Source organism: Pseudomonas sp. NFIX49 (genome assembly GCF_900115915.1).
GTDB lineage: Bacteria > Pseudomonadota > Gammaproteobacteria > Pseudomonadales > Pseudomonadaceae > Aquipseudomonas > Aquipseudomonas pharyngis.
Genome location: NZ_FOYE01000001.1, coordinates 871,065 through 886,825, shown reverse-complemented (window position 1 = coordinate 886,825; position 15,761 = coordinate 871,065). Strand labels below are relative to the sequence as shown.

Sequence of the window (15,761 nt, the reverse complement as noted above, 5' to 3'; positions counted from 1 at the left end):
ACCATGGCGTTCGAATCGATTTTCAGGGCTGATCTGTTCAGCGGTCAGACCGTCATCGTCACCGGCGGCGGCAGTGGCATCGGGCGTTGCACCGCCCATGAACTGGCGGCGCTCGGGGCCAACGTGGTGCTGGTCGGACGCAAGCCGGAAAAGCTGCAAACCGTCGCCGCCGAGATTGCCGAGGACGGCGGTCGCGCCCACTGGAAGGCCTGCGATATTCGTGACGAAGAAGCGGTGAAGACACTGGTCAGCGAACTGATCCGCGAACACGGGCCGATCCACGGGCTGGTCAACAATGCCGGAGGGCAGTATCCGTCGCCCCTGGCCTCGATCAATCAGAAAGGCTTCGAAACCGTACTGCGGACCAATCTGGTCGGCGGTTTCCTGATGGCCCGGGAAGTGTTCAACCAGTCGATGAGCAAACACGGCGGCAACATCGTCAACATGCTCGCCGACATGTGGGGCGGCATGCCCGGTATGGGCCACTCAGGCGCCGCGCGTTCGGGCATGGACAATTTCACCAAAACCGCGGCGTTCGAATGGGGTTATGCCGGCGTTCGAGTGAATGCGGTAGCCCCGGGCTGGATCGCTTCCAGCGGCATGGACACTTACGAAGGCGCGTTCAAAGCGGTGATCCCGACCTTGCGCGAACACGTGCCGCTCAAGCGCATCGGCACCGAATCGGAAGTCAGCGCGGCGATCGTGTTTCTGCTCAGCCCGGCTGCCGCGTTCATCAGCGGCAGCACCTTGCGCATCGACGGCGCGGCCAGTCTGGGCAGTCGTGCGTGGCCGTTGCACAAGGCGACCCACAGCGAATCCTTCAACGGTTTTCACCGGGCTTACATGCCGGATGTCTTGAAGGACAAGGAGTAAGCCATGCCGGTCATTCAATCCCGACTCGACCCACACAGCGAAGCCTTCGCCCGCAACCGCGCAGCGATGCTCGCCGCCATCGAGCAAGTCCAGCAGCTCGAACAGAACCTGCTGAACAAGGCGGCCGAGGCCAAACCGAAATTCGACAAGCGCGGGCAACTGCTGCCCCGTGAACGTCTGAATCTGTTGCTCGACCCCGGCGCGCCGTTCCTCGAACTGGCGAGCCTGGCCGGCTACAAACTGCACGACGACAAGGACGGCAGCTCCGCCGGTGGCGGCTTGATCGCCGGCATCGGTTACGTGTCCGGCGTGCGCGCCTTGATCGTGGCGAACAACAGCGCGATCAAGGGCGGAACGATTTCCCCGTCAGGCCTGAAAAAATCCCTGCGCCTGCAACAGATCGCCCAGGAAAACAAACTGCCGGTCATCACCCTCGCCGAAAGTGGCGGCGCCAACCTCAATTACGCGGCAGAAATTTTCGTCGAAGGCGCACGCAGCTTTGCCAATCAGGCGCGGATGTCGGCCATGGGTTTGCCGCAGATCACTGTGGTGCACGGCTCGGCCACCGCCGGCGGTGCCTATCAGCCGGGGCTGTCGGATTACGTGGTGGTGGTGCGCGGCAAGGCCAAGCTGTTTCTTGCCGGCCCGCCGTTGCTTAAAGCAGCGACTGGTGAAGTCGCCACCGACGAAGAACTGGGCGGCGCCGAGATGCACGCGCAAGTCGCCGGCACCGCCGAATACCTGGCCGAAAACGACGCCGACGGCGTGCGTCAGGTGCGGGAAATCGTCAGCCTGCTGAACTGGAACGAGCAACTGCCGTGGCTGCCCGAGCCGCAATTCAAAGAGCCGCTGTACCCCATCGACGAACTGCTCGGCCTGATCCCGGACGACCCGAAAAAACCTTACGACGTACGCGAAATCATTGCGCGGATTGCCGATGAGTCGCGCTTCCTGGAGTTCAAGGGCGAGTTCGATCAACAGACCGTTTGCGGCCACCTGAAAATCCAGGGCCGCGCCTGCGGTTTCATCGGCAACAACGGCCCGATCACGCCCAACGGTGCGAGCAAGGCGGCGCAGTTCATTCAGCTCTGCGATCAGAGCCAGACACCGCTGCTATTCTTCCACAACACCACCGGGTTCATGGTCGGCACCGAATCGGAACAGCACGGCGTGATCAAGCACGGCTCGAAACTGATCCAGGCCGTGGCCAATGCGCGGGTGCCGAAACTGACGATCGTGGTCGGAGGTTCTTACGGCGCGGGCAACTACGCGATGTGTGGACGCGGGCTCGATCCACGCTTCATCTTCGCCTGGCCCAACAGCCGCACCGCCGTGATGGGCGGCGCCCAGGCCGGCAAGGTGTTGCGCATCGTCACCGAAGCCAAACAGCTCAAGGACGGTCTGGTGCCCGATCCGAAAATGCTCGACATGCTGGAGCAGGTCACCGCGCAGAAACTCGACAGCCAGTCCACCGCCCTCTACGGCAGCGCCAACCTGTGGGACGACGGGCTGATCGACCCGCGCGACACCCGCACCCTGCTCGGTTACCTGCTGGACATCTGCCACGAAGCCGACATCCGCACGTTGCAACCCAACAGCTTCGGCGTCAGCCGGTTCTGACCGCCACGGATTAAAGGAGAACAATAAAAATGATCTTCACCCCGGAACACGAAGCTCTGCGCCGCACCGTCCGCCAGTTCGTCGAGCACGAGATCAACCCCCATGTCGATGAATGGGAAAAGGCCGGGCGCTTTCCGATCCACGAGATTTTCCGCAAGGCCGGCAACCTCGGTCTGCTGGGGATTTCCAAGCCGGAAAAATTCGGCGGCATGGGCCTGGATTACAGCTATTCGATCGTCGCCGCCGAAGAGTTCGGCACCATCCACTGCGGCGGCATTCCGATGTCGATCGGCGTACAAACCGACATGTGCACCCCCGCCCTCGCCCGCTTCGGCTCCGATGAACTGCGCGAAGAATTCCTGCGTCCGGCGATCACCGGCGAGCAGGTCGGTTGCATCGGCGTCTCGGAAGTCGGCGCCGGCTCCGATGTCGCCGGGCTCAAGACCACAGCGCGCAAGGATGGCGACGACTATGTGATCAACGGCAGCAAAATGTGGATCACCAACTCGCCGAGCGCCGATTTCATTTGCCTGCTGGCCAACACCTCGGACGACAAGCCGCATGTCAACAAATCGCTGATCATGGTGCCGATGAACACGCCGGGCATCAGCCTCAGTTCGCATCTGGACAAGCTCGGCATGCGCAGCTCGGAAACCGCCCAGGTGTTTTTCGACAACGTGCGCGTGCCCCAGCGCAATCGCATCGGCCATGAAGGCGCCGGGTTCATGATGCAGATGCTGCAGTTCCAGGAGGAACGTCTGTTCGGCGCGGCCAACATGATCAAGGGCCTGGAATACTGCGTCGACAGCACCATCGAGTACTGCAAGGAACGCAAAACCTTCGGCAACGCGCTGATCGACAACCAGGTGATCCACTTCCGCCTCGCCGAATTGCAGACCGAAATCGAATGCCTGCGGGCGCTGGTCTATCAGGCCACCGAGCAATACGTCAAAGGCCAGGACGTCACCCGACTGGCCTCGATGGCCAAGCTCAAGGCCGGGCGTCTCGGCCGTGAAGTCAGCGACAGTTGCCTGCAATACTGGGGCGGCATGGGCTTCATGTGGGACAACCCGGTAGCCCGCGCCTACCGCGACGTGCGGCTGGTGTCGATTGGCGGCGGCGCCGATGAAATCATGCTGGGGATCATCTGCAAACTGATGGGCATCCTGCCGGGGAAAAAGAAATGAGCGCCCTGCCCGATTGCCAGACGCTGCTGCTGGAGCGGCACAACGGCGTGTTGCACATCACCCTCAATCGCCCGGACAGCCGCAACGCCATGAGCCTGCAAATGGTCGCCGAGTTGCGCGCCGTGCTGACCAGCGTGTGCGATGACCGCAGCGTCCGCGCACTGGTGCTCAGCGGTGCCGGCGGGCATTTCTGCGCCGGCGGTGACATCAAGGACATGGCCAACGCCCGTGCTCAGGGCAGTGATGCCTATCGCGACCTGAACCGGGCGTTCGGGTCGTTGCTGGAAGAAGCGCAGCACGCACCGCAAGTGCTGATCACCGTGCTGCAGGGCGCAGTGCTCGGGGGCGGATTCGGGCTGGCCTGTGTCAGTGATATCGCGATAGCCGATCATCAGGCGCAATTCGGTTTGCCGGAAACCAGCCTAGGCCTGCTGCCGGCGCAGATCGCACCGTTCGTGGTGCAGCGCATCGGCCTGACTGAAGCCCGCCGCCTGGCCCTGACCGCCGCCCGCTTCGACGGCCATCAGGCCCGGCGTCTGGGGCTGGTGCATTTTGTCGAACAGGATCCACAGGCGCTCGCCGAGCGACTGGATGAAGTGCTGGATCACGTCTTGTGTTGTGCCCCCGAAGCGAACGCCATGACGAAAAAACTGCTGCTGGCCAGCGCCGGCCAGCCGTCGAGTGAGTTGCTGGACGAAGCCGCGCAGTGGTTCAGCGCAGCGGTGACCGGCGCCGAAGGCATAGAAGGCACGATGGCGTTTGTGCAAAAACGCAAACCGAGGTGGGCCTCCTGAAAGCTTCGTCGGAACGCCGCCCGGAGCAAGCCCGCGATGAGGCCCTTCAATTCACCGCCAAAAACTCAGGAAAATTATCATGCCAGCCCTCCACAAAATCCTGATCGCCAACCGCGGTGAAATCGCCTGCCGCATCCAGCGCACTGCCCAGGCCCTCGGTTATCGCACCGTCGCCGTTTTCAGCGATGCCGACGCTGACGCACTGCATGTCCAAATGGCGGACGAGGCCGTGAACATCGGCCCGGCACCCGTGCAGCAGTCCTACCTGAACATCCCGGCCATTCTCGACGCCGCCCGGCGCAGCGGCGCCGACGCCATCCATCCGGGCTACGGTTTTCTCTCGGAAAATGCCGAATTCGCCCGCGCCTGCGAACAGGCCGGCCTGACCTTCATCGGCCCCAGCGTCGAAGCCATCGAACTGATGGGCAGCAAACGACAGTCGAAAATCGCCATGCTCGCCGCCGGCGTCCCGTGCATCGCCGGCTATCAAGGCGCCGAGCAGGACGACGTGACGCTGACCCGCGAAGCCGAACGCATCGGTTACCCGTTGATGATCAAGGCCAGCGCCGGCGGTGGCGGGCGCGGCATGCGTCTGGTGCACAGCGTCGAGGAATTGCCAGCGCAATTGCGCACCTCCCGTTCGGAAGCATTGAACGGTTTCGGCAGTGATGAACTGATCCTCGAACAGGCGTTGATCGAGCCGCGACATGTCGAGGTGCAGCTGCTCGGCGACCATCACGGCAACCTGATCTACCTCGGCGAGCGCGACTGTTCGATACAGCGTCGCCACCAGAAAGTCATCGAAGAAGCGCCGTGCCCGGTGATGACCGAAGAACTGCGCCAGGCGATGGGAGAAGCGGCACTCAAGGCCGGGCGTGCGGTGAACTACGTAGGTGCCGGCACCGTGGAGTTTTTGCTTGATACCGATGGCCGGTTCTACTTTCTGGAGATGAACACCCGGTTGCAGGTCGAGCACCCGGTGACGGAGTTGATTACCGGGCTGGATCTGGTCGCGTGGCAACTGGCAGTCGCCGAGGGGCAGCCTTTGCCACTGACCCAGGCGCAGGTGAAACTCGATGGCCACGCGATGGAAGTGCGCCTCTACGCCGAAGACCCGGCCCAGGGTTTTCTGCCGCAGACCGGGCGTGTCGAAGCCTGGGCGCCGGCACTGGATCGCGGCGCGCGGGTCGATCACGGCCTGATCGAAGGACAGTGGATTTCACCGTTCTACGACCCGATGCTCGGCAAACTGATCGCCCACGGCGCGACCCGTGAAGAGGCACGGCGCAAACTGCTGCGCGCCGTGCAGGACAGCGTGTTGCTTGGCGTGCAGAGCAATCAGCGCTTGCTCGCCAGCCTTTTGCAGCATCCGCAATTCATCAGCGGTGAGTTCGGCACTGGCTTCATCCCTCAACATTTCGCCGATCACGATTGCCTGCACGCCTATTCGCCCAGTGCCGAAGAGCTGGCCATCGCGGCGGTGATTTTTTACCAATCCGCCGCGCAACAACATCGCGCCCTGTTGTCCGGATGGCGCAACAACGCCGGCGCGCCGTTGCTCTATCGCATCGGCCTCGACGCCCGCGAATGGAACGTGCAACTGCGCGCCAGACCGGACAACACGTTTGAAGTGCAGGTCGCCGAACGTGTCATCAAACTCACGCTGGTCGAGCACACCGCCGTGGCCGTGACACTGGAAATCGATGGCCTGCGTCAGCGCCATGCCTGTCGCCTGCGCGACGACCAGCTCTGGCTGTTCACCCACCCCGGCAGCCTGCATCTGGTGGACCGAACTCAAGCGGTGATCGACAGTCAGACCAGCGTCAGTTCCGGCACATTGAAAGCGCCGATGGATGGCGCCATCATCGATGTGCTCGTCAGCGAAGGCAGCCCGGTCAGCAAGGGCCAACTGCTGGTGGTGCTGGAAGCGATGAAAATGGAGCACCCGCTCAAGGCCGGCATCGACGGCGTGCTCAAGCGGGTGCAGGTCAAGGTCGGCGATCAGGTAAAAAATCGTCAGGTTCTGTTGCAGGTCGAGTAGTCGCCGCGCGCATCCGCAAGGTTTGACTACGCTCTGAATAATCAGGACGCGGAAATCAGGAACCCTGCGATGCCCCATTGGCTGGTCATAGATCTGGAAGCCACCACCGATGAGGGTGGCTGGCCGGTTACGGAAATGGAGATCATCGAGATCGGCGCGACCCTGGTGGATCGCGCGGGTCGCGAGCAGGATCACTTTCAGCGCTTCGTCAAACCGACGCGGCGCCCCTTGTTGACGCCCTTTTGCCGCGAACTCACGCACATCACCCAGGCCAACATCGACGCGGCGCAGCCGTTGAGCGAAGTGTGGCCTGCGTTCGAGCGCTGGCTCGGTCAGCACCAGACGCGCCTTGAAGGCTGGGCCAGCTGGGGCGATTACGACCGCAAGCAGTTGCTTCAGGAATGGCAGCGCCTGCAACTCGACAGCGCCCTGAGCCGGGTGCCGCACATGAACCTCAAACAGCGCTTTGCCAAGGCCCGGCGCCTCGAACGGCCTCTGGGCCTCAATGGCGCGTTACAACTGGCGGGGATGCAATTCAGCGGTCAACAACACCGGGCACTGGAGGATGCGCGCAATACCGCACGCCTGTTGCCACTGGTATTGCCACTCTAGACAGATGACGACGCCCGGAGCCTTGTGCATACTGGCCGCCCCTTTTTGACCCTTTTAAGCCCTTTCGAGAGGAATCGCCCATGTTTAAAGTCAACGAGTACTTCGACGGCACCGTCAAGTCGATCGCTTTTGGCACCGCTGAAGGCCCTGCGACCATCGGCGTCATGGCCCCGGGCGAATACGAATTCGGCACCAGCCAGCGTGAAATCATGCACGTGGTTTCGGGCGCCTTGACCGTCAAACTGCCGGACAGCAGCGACTGGGAAACTTTCGCCGCGGGCAGCCAGTTCAACGTGCCCGCCAACAGCAAGTTCCAGCTGAAAGTCGCCGTCGACACCGCTTACCTGTGCGAATACCGCGGCTGAAACCACGGTTTTCGGCGGTCATAAAAAATGCCCGTGTCCAGGGACACGGGCATTTTTCGTTTCAGGGCCGGTTATTCGAGGATTTCCACCGGCATGCCGACTTCAAGCCGGCCGTTGCTGTCGTTGACCAGGTTCTGGCCGAACATCGCGCCGTCGGCCTGGGCACGGGTCTTCTGCAAGGTCGCCAGGGGTTCGCGGTCAGCGCTGCGCTCTCCAGTCTGCGGATCGATCGTGGTGAGAATGCAGCGTGAACACGACTTGACCACGCGGAACTCGACATCGCCGATCCGAATCCGCTTCCAGCCATCCTCGGCGTAAGCATCACTGCCTTCGATCACCAGATTCGGCCGGAACCGCAGCATTTCCAGCGGACGCCCGACCGCCTGCGACAGGTGTTGCAGCGATGCCTCACCAATGAGCAGCAGTGGAAAGCCGTCGGCGAATGCCACTTGATCGTCGTCATTGCCGTACCCGGCCTGAGTCGTCCGGGCGCGATCCAGCGGCACTTGCACCAGGCGCGTCGGTTTGCCAATGAAATCGCTGACCCAGCGGGCCGCCTCTTCACCGGCATCCGGCACACGCAGGGTGTCACGCCAAATGGTCACGCCACGCAGGTTGTCGTCGCTGCCGGGCAAGGCAACATCGATTGCCGAATGCCCCGGCGCGCTGAGCGTCAGGCCACCGCTGGCGTTCCACAGCGCCGAGAGCTGGCTCATTTTCGCTTCGGCACGCTGGGTCAGGAACCGCCCGCTGGCCTCGTCCACCAGCATCCAGCGTCGGTCACCCTCAAGCCCCAGTTTGTCCAGGCCGATCCCTTGCAGGACCTCGCCCTTGGCGGATTTCAACGGGTAACGATAAAGCGCGCTCAGACGCAGCATGGCCAGCTCCCTGGTGGGTCAAAAACGCCACCCTATACGAGCTTTGTCAGCGAATCAAAGGCTGACGCAGGGTCAGCCTCGACAGGTTGATCAGGCCGGCACTTCGTCGAGCATCAGACGCTGGCGCACCACATCGACCAGCTTGTCCGGCTGGAACTTGGAGAGGAAGTTGTCGCACCCGACCTTCTTCACCATCGAGTCGTTGAAACTGCCGGACAGCGAAGTGTGCAACACCACATAAAGGCCACGCAGGCGCGGGTCGTTACGGATTTCGGTGGTCAGGCGATAGCCGTCCATTTCCGGCATTTCCGCGTCGGTGAACACCATCAGCAGTTTGTCGGTCATGTTCACCCCGGTGTCCGCCCAGGCCTTGAGCATGTTCAGGGCTTTCAGGCCGTCGCTGGCGATGTGCATCTTCACGCCCAACTGGCCGAGGGTGTCGCGCAATTGCGAGAGCGCCACGTTGGAGTCGTCCACCAGCAATACTTCGCGGCCACGGGCGCGTTCCAGCACCGGATCGTCCAGTTTGTCGCGCGAAACCTTGGCGTTGTACGGCACGATTTCGGCGAGGACTTTCTCGACGTCGATGATCTCCACCAGTTGATCGTCGACCTTGCTGATGGCCGTCAGATAATGCTGACGACCGGCGCTGGTCGGCGGCGGCAGGATGGCTTCCCAGTTCATGTTGACGATGCGGTCCACGCCACCGACGAGGAACGCCTGCACCGAACGGTTGTATTCAGTGACGATGATTGTGCTGTTCGGGCCCGGCACCAACGGACGCATGCCGATCGCCTGGGACAGGTCGATCACCGGCAGCGTCTGGCCGCGCAGGTTGACCACACCGCAGACAAACGGGTGACGCTGGGGCATCAGGGTCAGTTTTGGCAGCTGCAGCACTTCCTGCACCTTGAACACGTTGATCGCGAACAATTGGCGTCCCGCCAGTCGAAACATGAGAATTTCCAGGCGATTCTCACCCACCAGTTGCGTGCGTTGGTCTACCGTGTCGAGAATGCCGGCCATCAATGACTCCTGGGCTTGTTCTGATGAATTCACTATTGGGGGTTATCGGCTGAATCTGGCGGATCTTGATCCCGTCAAAAATCGCCAACAAAATGCCATGAACAGGCATTGATGTCACATTAACATCATGCTTTACTGGCTCCGCAGAAATCATCTGCTACATTCTCTTCGGCGCGACCCTGATTTGCGCCACAGGTTCCCGTGCCTAAGGGAATCCCCTAGGAACAATCAGGCCTAACCTGATATTCGCGATATCCAATAGCCATTAATGTGACGCCATTCTCATTGCATGAACGGAGTCAGGCTATTGTGTGCGATCGCAGTTCAGTGGAAACACATCCTCTTGAATCCCCAGTTTTGTGCCAATGCACACCGGGGCGCGGTCTCGCGACGGTTCATGATCGTCGACACACACGGCATTCCCTCATCAGACATGACGTGGTGGAGATAAGCATGCCGAACGACCGTAGTGAATGGGCGCAGCGGTTCCCCGAATTTCTCGTCGAGGCTGAAACGCTCCTGGCCAAGTCTGAAGAATGCCTCAGCCATCTGCAGCTGATCAGCAATGACAAGGACGCCATCGACTGCATGCTCAGCACCCTCCTCAAACTGGCGAACAAGGCCGATGCCCTGGGGCTGGAGGCGGTATCCGAATTCTCCCTGCACCTGCATGGCTTGCTCACCCAGGTGCAGGGTCACGTGGATTTGCATGCACAGGCCCTGGAAGCACTGAAGGATTGCTTCACCCTGATGGCCTGGCAACTGGAGCTGGTTGATCCAAGTACCGGGCAATTGGGTCTGGATGAAAGCGAGCAGGTGTCGCTCATCGAAGCCTTTGCCTGCCAGGTCGGCCAGACACACTTTCAATTGCCGCACAACGGCAAGTCCCTGACCCTCGTAGCCTGGTCGGAACGGCAAGCGTAATCGGGCACACCTTGGGCCGCTTGAGCCGGTCAGCTTTCGCAGTCGAATGTCGCAAATGAATAGTTCATGCCTGCCTGCGACCCTCCCGATAAATAATTACTCTCGCTGAATGCAGACTACCCTCTGCTGATATCAGGGTTTTCCTGTGTAAAAGAAAACTTGCGACCGCATCGATAATTATCGGGTCAGGTATTTCAACTTTCCATTATGGAACCTTCGTCCAACATGGCCTGTTTCCTGACTCTTTGGACATATAGGGCAAACGCGACCAACGGTATGTTAAGTGGTATTATGCCGGCCGTTAGTTGTTTCAATTAATGGCATTGTGACTTCAATGATCGGTCTCCACCGAAGTTGGCGCTCAATTATTGATCACTGAACCGTTTTGAAATCAACAACCTGAATGAACGTTTTCCAGACAGAGACCGCCAGTCCTTCTGACCGGTCTGCCCGCAGCGAACATCCATTGGCTCCATCCGCTATGTACGCCAGTCTCAAGTCAATCACCACATGGCCTCCCTCCCGAGAAAATGCCCGCAGGATTACCCTCCTGCTGTGTACAGGCTCGGCTCTGGGCAGTGTGTTGACCTATGGATTGTCCGCGCAGCTGTCGCTCGGCCTGTTGTTGATCAACGTGGCGGCTGCAGGCTGCGTCTGGACACAACATCGCCTGTCGCGCAAATCCATCAAGTTCCAGCCTCAGGAACTGGCCGACCGTTTGCTGGAAGTCCAGGAAAACGAGCGCCATCGCCTGAGTCGCGAACTGCATGACGATATCGGCCAGTTGTTGACCGCCGCCAAACTGCAAAGCGAATGGCTCAAGCGCCGCTTGCCCGCGGATATGCAGGAACACTGTTCGGTACTTTGCGAGACGCTGGAAGAAACCCTCAACAAGGTGCGCGACGTTTCGGCCATTCTCAACCCGCGGCAATTGACCAGCCTTGGTCTGGAAGCGAGCCTGCGTGCACACCTGCTCAAGGTATTGGCCAATACTTCGGTGCACTGGAGCCTGGACTGCCAGCAGCGCCTGAATGGAATCCCCGAAGAGATGGCCGTCGCAGCGTTTCGCATCACTCAGGAAGCGGTGACCAACATTCTTCGCCATGCGCAGGCCAAAAACCTGTTGATCCGCGTGCAACGTCTGCCACAGGGCCTGACCCTGCTGATCAGCGATGATGGCCTGGGTTTTTCCCCGGCGGCGAACCCTGGTCGCGAAGGACAGCGCGGCATGGCCGGGATGGCAGAACGCATCGAGCAACTGGGCGGTACACTCAGTGTGACCAGCGAGCCCGGCAAAGGTACTCAAATCGAAGCACTATTCCCCTGGGCGCCCCGGGCACTCGAGCGGGCCAGTACGAATAAGGTTATGCGTTGACTTGTAACTTACTTCTGGTGGATGACCACTCGCTGATCAGGGCCGGCGTGCGTGCCCTGGTGCTGGATATTCCCGGCTATGCAGTCATCGGCGAGGCCAATGATGGCTCGCAGCTGCTCGAGATGGTCGAGCTGCTGTCCCCCGATATCGTATTGCTGGACATTTCCATGAAAGAAACCGGCGGGCTGGAAGCCCTGCAGCGACTCAGAAGAGTACGCCCACAGAGCAAAGTGCTGATTCTGTCGATGCACACCGACCCCGCGCTGATCATGCAGGCGCTGGAGTCCGGTGCTCACGGTTACCTGCTCAAGGACACCACGGCCACCGAGCTCGAACATGCACTCGAAGCCCTGCGCAACAACGAGCGCTACTTGAGCCCTGCCATCGCCCATACCGTGATCAATCAGGCACTGACCCGCAACCTGAAACAACAGCCGGAAGTCGCCGAGTCGCACAACCTGACCGCACGCCAGCTGGAAATCCTGCGCCTGATCGTGCGTGGCAAATCCACGCGAGAAATCGCCAACGGCCTGGGCTTGAGCATCAAGACGGTCGAAACCCACCGCTCGCAGATCATGAAACGCCTGCAGATCTACGATGTGGCGGGCCTGGTGCTGTTTGCCGTGCGAGAACAGATCATTAGTCTGGACGATTGAGCCTGGGAGTGACGCTCAGCAGCGGTGAGTCCTTCGGCAGATGCACACGCAACGCCCCGGGGCGCGCCGCAAACCGTAAACTTTCGCCCTCCAGGGGCTCGCCGTCGAGATTGATGTAAAGCCCTTCGGCGACCTTGATTTCAACCCATGGCAAACGGGCGCGCACAAACATGTTGTCAATGCCGAAGCCGTCGCTGAGCAGATTTTTCAGTGTGCCAACCAACTCCTGCGGCGCCGGCAGGATGCTGATATCCAAAAGACCATCGTCCACCAGCGCTTCGGGGCACAACACGTGTCCGCCGCCGGCCTGACGGCCATTGCCGATCCCGAGGGCCAGCAACTCGCCTTGCCAATGGAAATCCGGCCCCTGCAACTCACCGTACGCGGCATGCAGTTCACTGAACCGCGTCAAACCGGTGAACAAATAAGCTGCGCCACCCAATACCTTTTTCAGATCTTCCGACGTGTTGGCCGTTACCTGGCTGCCGAATCCTCCGGTCGCCATGTTCAGGAAGATCTGCCCACCGACTTCACCCAGATCGATGTCGTGGGCGGGCGCTTCAAGCAACTCAAGCGCCTCGGTCGGCTCCATCGGAATACCTGCCGCGTGGGAAAAGTCGTTGGCAGTTCCCAGCGGTAAAAGCACCAGACCGGCTTTGCCTGGCTGCGCCGCCAGCGCTTCGGCGATATCACGCAGGGTGCCATCCCCACCGCCGGCGATGATCTGGCGGTATCCCGCCGCCAGCGCCTCTTCCACCAACCGCTGCGCATCGCCGGCCTCCCAGGTCAGACGCACAGCCAGCTCCCAGCCTTGCTCTCGCTTGTTCTCGACAGCGGCACGAACCGCCTCGTTGAGTGCCTGCTTGCCATGCAGAATCAACAATGCCTTGCGTTCACTCATTGCGGTCACTCCCGGAATCAAATTGGTACGCGACATCTTGACCCTCTAGATCGATAAAAAAGTCGTACTTCTTCTGATTAATTCCTGAAGCTCGCCCTCCTCGTCCTACATACCGGTACTTTTTCGTACAGAACGTAAGGAATCGGCTCAATTGACCCAGCCCGGCCATTGGTACAACGTGTGTCGGCGTTAGCGATCTTCAATTCAATTACACAAGGATGTGCATGTAATGAGTGGAAACAGTTTCAGGACTTTCGATATTTTGCATTTCGGCATTCGCCAAGAGAGCCCCACGGCAGCAGGTGGACGTTTCCATGCAAAGCCGTGAAGCAGGACTAGCCGTGAGTCCGGTTGCCTCTCTCTCCGAAAGTCGCGCCAGCCTCAAAGACGAATTCAAATGCAGCGCCAGAAATACCGGAGAAAACAATATGGAACCTCGTGTCACCGAGCTGGAAACTCACCTCAAGTACATTCGACGCGACATGGACGAAGTCAGAGGAGACGTCAAAGCCATCAAGCACCGCCTTGCCTACTCGGCAGGTGCGACAGCGATGGTGCTCGGACTGGTGGGCTGGATCGCCAATAGCCGGTTCGACCAGCTCGTTGCACTGATCAGTCGTTGACTGGCAGAAAGGCAGGCATCGTGTAACCACTGTGCCTGCCTTTTAAATACCTGCGATCAACCGAGAAGCTCGCTGAGTGGAATGAATGGCACCTGGTCTCCTACGGCCAGGACTCGGCCCTCCCGTACCTCCACCAGCCCCTCGGCCCAGGCAGCGCTGCGCAGAACGCCCGAACTCTGGTTACGGTAGATAATCGCTTGCCCCTGCTCCAGGCGCCCTCGCAGAAATTCACGGCGGTTACCGGCATGAGGCCAGACAAATCCGGCGGGCACCGAAACTTTCAGCGGCTCGACATCCTGCACGCCCTGGCGACGTAACAGATAAGGTCGGGCCAACAAGGCGAAAGTCACCAGTGTCGAGGCAGGATTGCCCGGCAACCCAATCACCGGAACACCGCGAAAATGCCCGACCGTCAATGGCTTGCCGGGTTTGATTGCCAGCTTCCAGAGTGTCAGTTCGCCCTCCTCCCTCAATGCGATTCCGAGGAAATCCGCCTCTCCGACCGATACGCCACCGGTCGACAGAATCAGGTCTACATCCTGCAGTTCCCCAAGTCGCGCGCGGGTAGTGGCCAGATCATCAGGCAGAATGCCGGCATCAACCACTTCATATCCCAGGCGCTGCAACCAGCTGCACAAAAGCACCCGGTTGCTGTTGTAGATCTGTCCCGGCCCCAACGTCGTGCCCGGCTCGACCAACTCGTCTCCGGTGGACAAAACCGCCACACGAACCTGGCGAACGACCTCAAGCCCTGCACAACCCAGCGAGGCAGCCAGCCCCAGCTCGATCGGACCGAGCCGAGTTCCTGCAGACAAGACCAGTTCACCGACGGTCGTTTCCTGGCCTTGCGGGCGAATGTTCTGCCCGGCCACCATCGTCTCGATGAAACTCACGCGCTCATCGGCATGAATCTCGACGTTTTCCTGCATTTCGACACAGTCGGCCCCCGCAGGCACCGGCGCGCCGGTAAAGATCCGGGCACAGGTGCCTGGTTTCAAAGGTTCCGGTGCCTGTCCAGCGAAGATCTTCTGACTGACTGGCAACGGCTCACCGGTCCAGTCGGCCAGACTCAAGGCATAACCGTCCATGGCGCTGTTCGGCCAAGGTGGCAGATCCAGCGTCGAAATCAGATCCTGCGCCAGCACTCGCCCCTGAACCTGCGCCAGTGGCAAAAACTCGTACTCGACAATCCGCGAGCTCTCGGCCATTTCCAGCAATCGCGTCAATGCCTCTTCGACCGGCATCAGACTGCCGGTCTTGCCCGGCTTACCCACGGGATTCACAAGGCGCTGCCTTTTTCAAATGAGTGACGAAATTGCATGGGCGGTGACGTGAGTCCAGTTGCTCGGCGAGGATGCCATCCCAACCGGTGCGCACAGCATTGGTCGAACCAGGCAGGCAGCAGACCAACGTGCCGTTGGCCAGTCCCGCCAAAGCCCGAGATTGCACGGTGGAAGTGCCGATGTCGGCAACCGATATCTGACGAAAAAGCTCACCAAAACCATCGACCTGCTTGTCCAGCAGGCAAGCAACCGCTTCCGGGGTGCTGTCGCGGCCGGTAAAACCGGTACCGCCGGTAATCAGCACCACTTGCACGACGTCTTCGGCAATCCAGTAGGCAACTTGCGCACGGATCTTGTACAGGTCATCTTTGAGCAGCACGCGCTGCGCCAGATGGTGGCCGGCGGCCGTCAGACGGTCGACGAAGACCTGGCCGGAGGTATCGGTTTCCAGGGTTCGGGTGTCGCTGACCGTCAACACTGCGATATTGAGCGGTGCGAAAGGTACATCAGCCTTGGCTTTCATAGGCTCGTCCAGTTGTAGGAGAAACAGCCCGGTGTTATATCACAGCGCCCCCTTTTTTCGCCGCCCCTGCGGAGAGTTGC

General features: G+C 60.4%; 15 protein-coding genes and 2 pseudogenes. 12 read left to right on the top strand and 5 right to left on the bottom strand.

Features of this window, described 5'->3' with window-relative positions; translation table 11 throughout:
* Positions 1–3 precede the first annotated feature (3 nt).
* The 8 genes and pseudogenes from BMZ46_RS04110 (at position 4) to BMZ46_RS04080 (ending at position 7,492) form a co-directional block, all read left to right on the top strand.
* Positions 4–873: an SDR family oxidoreductase gene (locus BMZ46_RS04110; protein ID WP_039770395.1), complete on the top strand. Its 870-nt coding sequence runs from the start codon at positions 4–6 to the stop codon at positions 871–873.
* A gap of 3 nt (positions 874–876) precedes the next feature.
* Complete coding sequence (atuC, locus tag BMZ46_RS04105; RefSeq protein WP_074687948.1) at positions 877–2,493, top strand: geranyl-CoA carboxylase subunit beta; 1,617 nt, start codon at positions 877–879, stop codon at positions 2,491–2,493.
* 29 nt (positions 2,494–2,522) lie between these two features.
* Positions 2,523–3,680 carry a citronellyl-CoA dehydrogenase gene (gene atuD, locus BMZ46_RS04100; protein ID WP_074687950.1) on the top strand — a complete coding sequence of 386 codons (1,158 nt, stop codon included), beginning with the start codon at positions 2,523–2,525 and terminating at the stop codon, positions 3,678–3,680.
* The gene (locus tag BMZ46_RS04095; protein WP_074687952.1) at positions 3,677–4,474 is read left to right on the top strand and encodes an enoyl-CoA hydratase/isomerase family protein; all 798 of its coding nucleotides are present in this window, start codon (positions 3,677–3,679) and stop codon (positions 4,472–4,474) included. Before atuD ends, BMZ46_RS04095 begins: the two co-directional genes overlap by 4 nt.
* Positions 4,475–4,553: 79 nt before the next feature.
* Positions 4,554–6,036: pseudogene (locus tag BMZ46_RS04090) on the top strand (acetyl/propionyl/methylcrotonyl-CoA carboxylase subunit alpha); the annotation flags it as partial.
* A gap of 128 nt (positions 6,037–6,164) precedes the next feature.
* Positions 6,165–6,515, top strand: a pseudogene (locus tag BMZ46_RS29750) (acetyl-CoA carboxylase biotin carboxyl carrier protein subunit); the annotation flags it as partial.
* 69 nt (positions 6,516–6,584) lie between these two features.
* Entirely contained in the window at positions 6,585–7,127 is a 543-nt protein-coding gene (locus BMZ46_RS04085) for a 3'-5' exonuclease (RefSeq protein WP_039770400.1), read from the top strand.
* 80 nt (positions 7,128–7,207) lie between these two features.
* Entirely contained in the window at positions 7,208–7,492 is a 285-nt protein-coding gene (locus BMZ46_RS04080; protein ID WP_007940055.1) for a pyrimidine/purine nucleoside phosphorylase, read from the top strand.
* A 71-nt stretch (positions 7,493–7,563) separates the two neighbouring features.
* Here the strand turns inward: BMZ46_RS04080 and BMZ46_RS04075 are convergent, their stop codons facing one another.
* The gene (locus tag BMZ46_RS04075; RefSeq protein ID WP_074687955.1) at positions 7,564–8,370 is read right to left on the bottom strand and encodes an MOSC domain-containing protein; all 807 of its coding nucleotides are present in this window, start codon (positions 8,368–8,370) and stop codon (positions 7,564–7,566) included.
* Positions 8,371–8,460: 90 nt separating this feature from the next.
* The gene (locus tag BMZ46_RS04070) at positions 8,461–9,396 is read right to left on the bottom strand and encodes a chemotaxis protein CheV (protein WP_003226705.1); all 936 of its coding nucleotides are present in this window, start codon (positions 9,394–9,396) and stop codon (positions 8,461–8,463) included.
* 453 nt (positions 9,397–9,849) lie between these two features.
* Here BMZ46_RS04070 and BMZ46_RS04065 point away from each other — a divergent pair, with 453 nt between their 5' ends.
* From BMZ46_RS04065 to BMZ46_RS04055, 3 genes are all read left to right on the top strand, one after another.
* The gene (locus BMZ46_RS04065) at positions 9,850–10,320 is read left to right on the top strand and encodes a hypothetical protein (RefSeq protein ID WP_039770405.1); all 471 of its coding nucleotides are present in this window, start codon (positions 9,850–9,852) and stop codon (positions 10,318–10,320) included.
* Positions 10,321–10,801: 481 nt separating this feature from the next.
* The gene (locus BMZ46_RS04060) at positions 10,802–11,695 is read left to right on the top strand and encodes a sensor histidine kinase (protein WP_039770407.1); all 894 of its coding nucleotides are present in this window, start codon (positions 10,802–10,804) and stop codon (positions 11,693–11,695) included.
* Positions 11,692–12,351, top strand: a complete 660-nt coding sequence (locus BMZ46_RS04055) for a response regulator transcription factor (RefSeq protein ID WP_039770409.1) — start codon at positions 11,692–11,694, stop codon at positions 12,349–12,351. The genes BMZ46_RS04060 and BMZ46_RS04055 overlap by 4 nt, the downstream gene beginning before the upstream one ends.
* Here BMZ46_RS04055 and yegS read toward each other — a convergent pair.
* Positions 12,335–13,252 (bottom strand): lipid kinase YegS, encoded by a 918-nt coding sequence (yegS, locus tag BMZ46_RS04050; RefSeq protein ID WP_039770721.1) that lies wholly within the window; start codon positions 13,250–13,252, stop codon positions 12,335–12,337. The genes BMZ46_RS04055 and yegS overlap by 17 nt on opposite strands.
* A 314-nt stretch (positions 13,253–13,566) precedes the next feature.
* On the opposite strand from yegS, the gene BMZ46_RS29295 reads away from it, so the two are divergent.
* The gene (locus tag BMZ46_RS29295) at positions 13,567–13,875 is read left to right on the top strand and encodes a hypothetical protein (RefSeq protein ID WP_170844867.1); all 309 of its coding nucleotides are present in this window, start codon (positions 13,567–13,569) and stop codon (positions 13,873–13,875) included.
* Between the two features lie 56 nt (positions 13,876–13,931).
* Here BMZ46_RS29295 and glp read toward each other — a convergent pair whose 3' ends face one another.
* Entirely contained in the window at positions 13,932–15,158 is a 1,227-nt protein-coding gene (glp, locus tag BMZ46_RS04040; RefSeq protein ID WP_074687957.1) for a molybdopterin molybdotransferase MoeA, read from the bottom strand.
* Positions 15,142–15,681 (bottom strand): molybdenum cofactor biosynthesis protein B, encoded by a 540-nt coding sequence (gene moaB, locus BMZ46_RS04035; protein WP_039770415.1) that lies wholly within the window; start codon positions 15,679–15,681, stop codon positions 15,142–15,144. The genes glp and moaB overlap by 17 nt, the downstream gene beginning before the upstream one ends.
* Between the last annotated feature and the right edge of the window lie 80 nt (positions 15,682–15,761).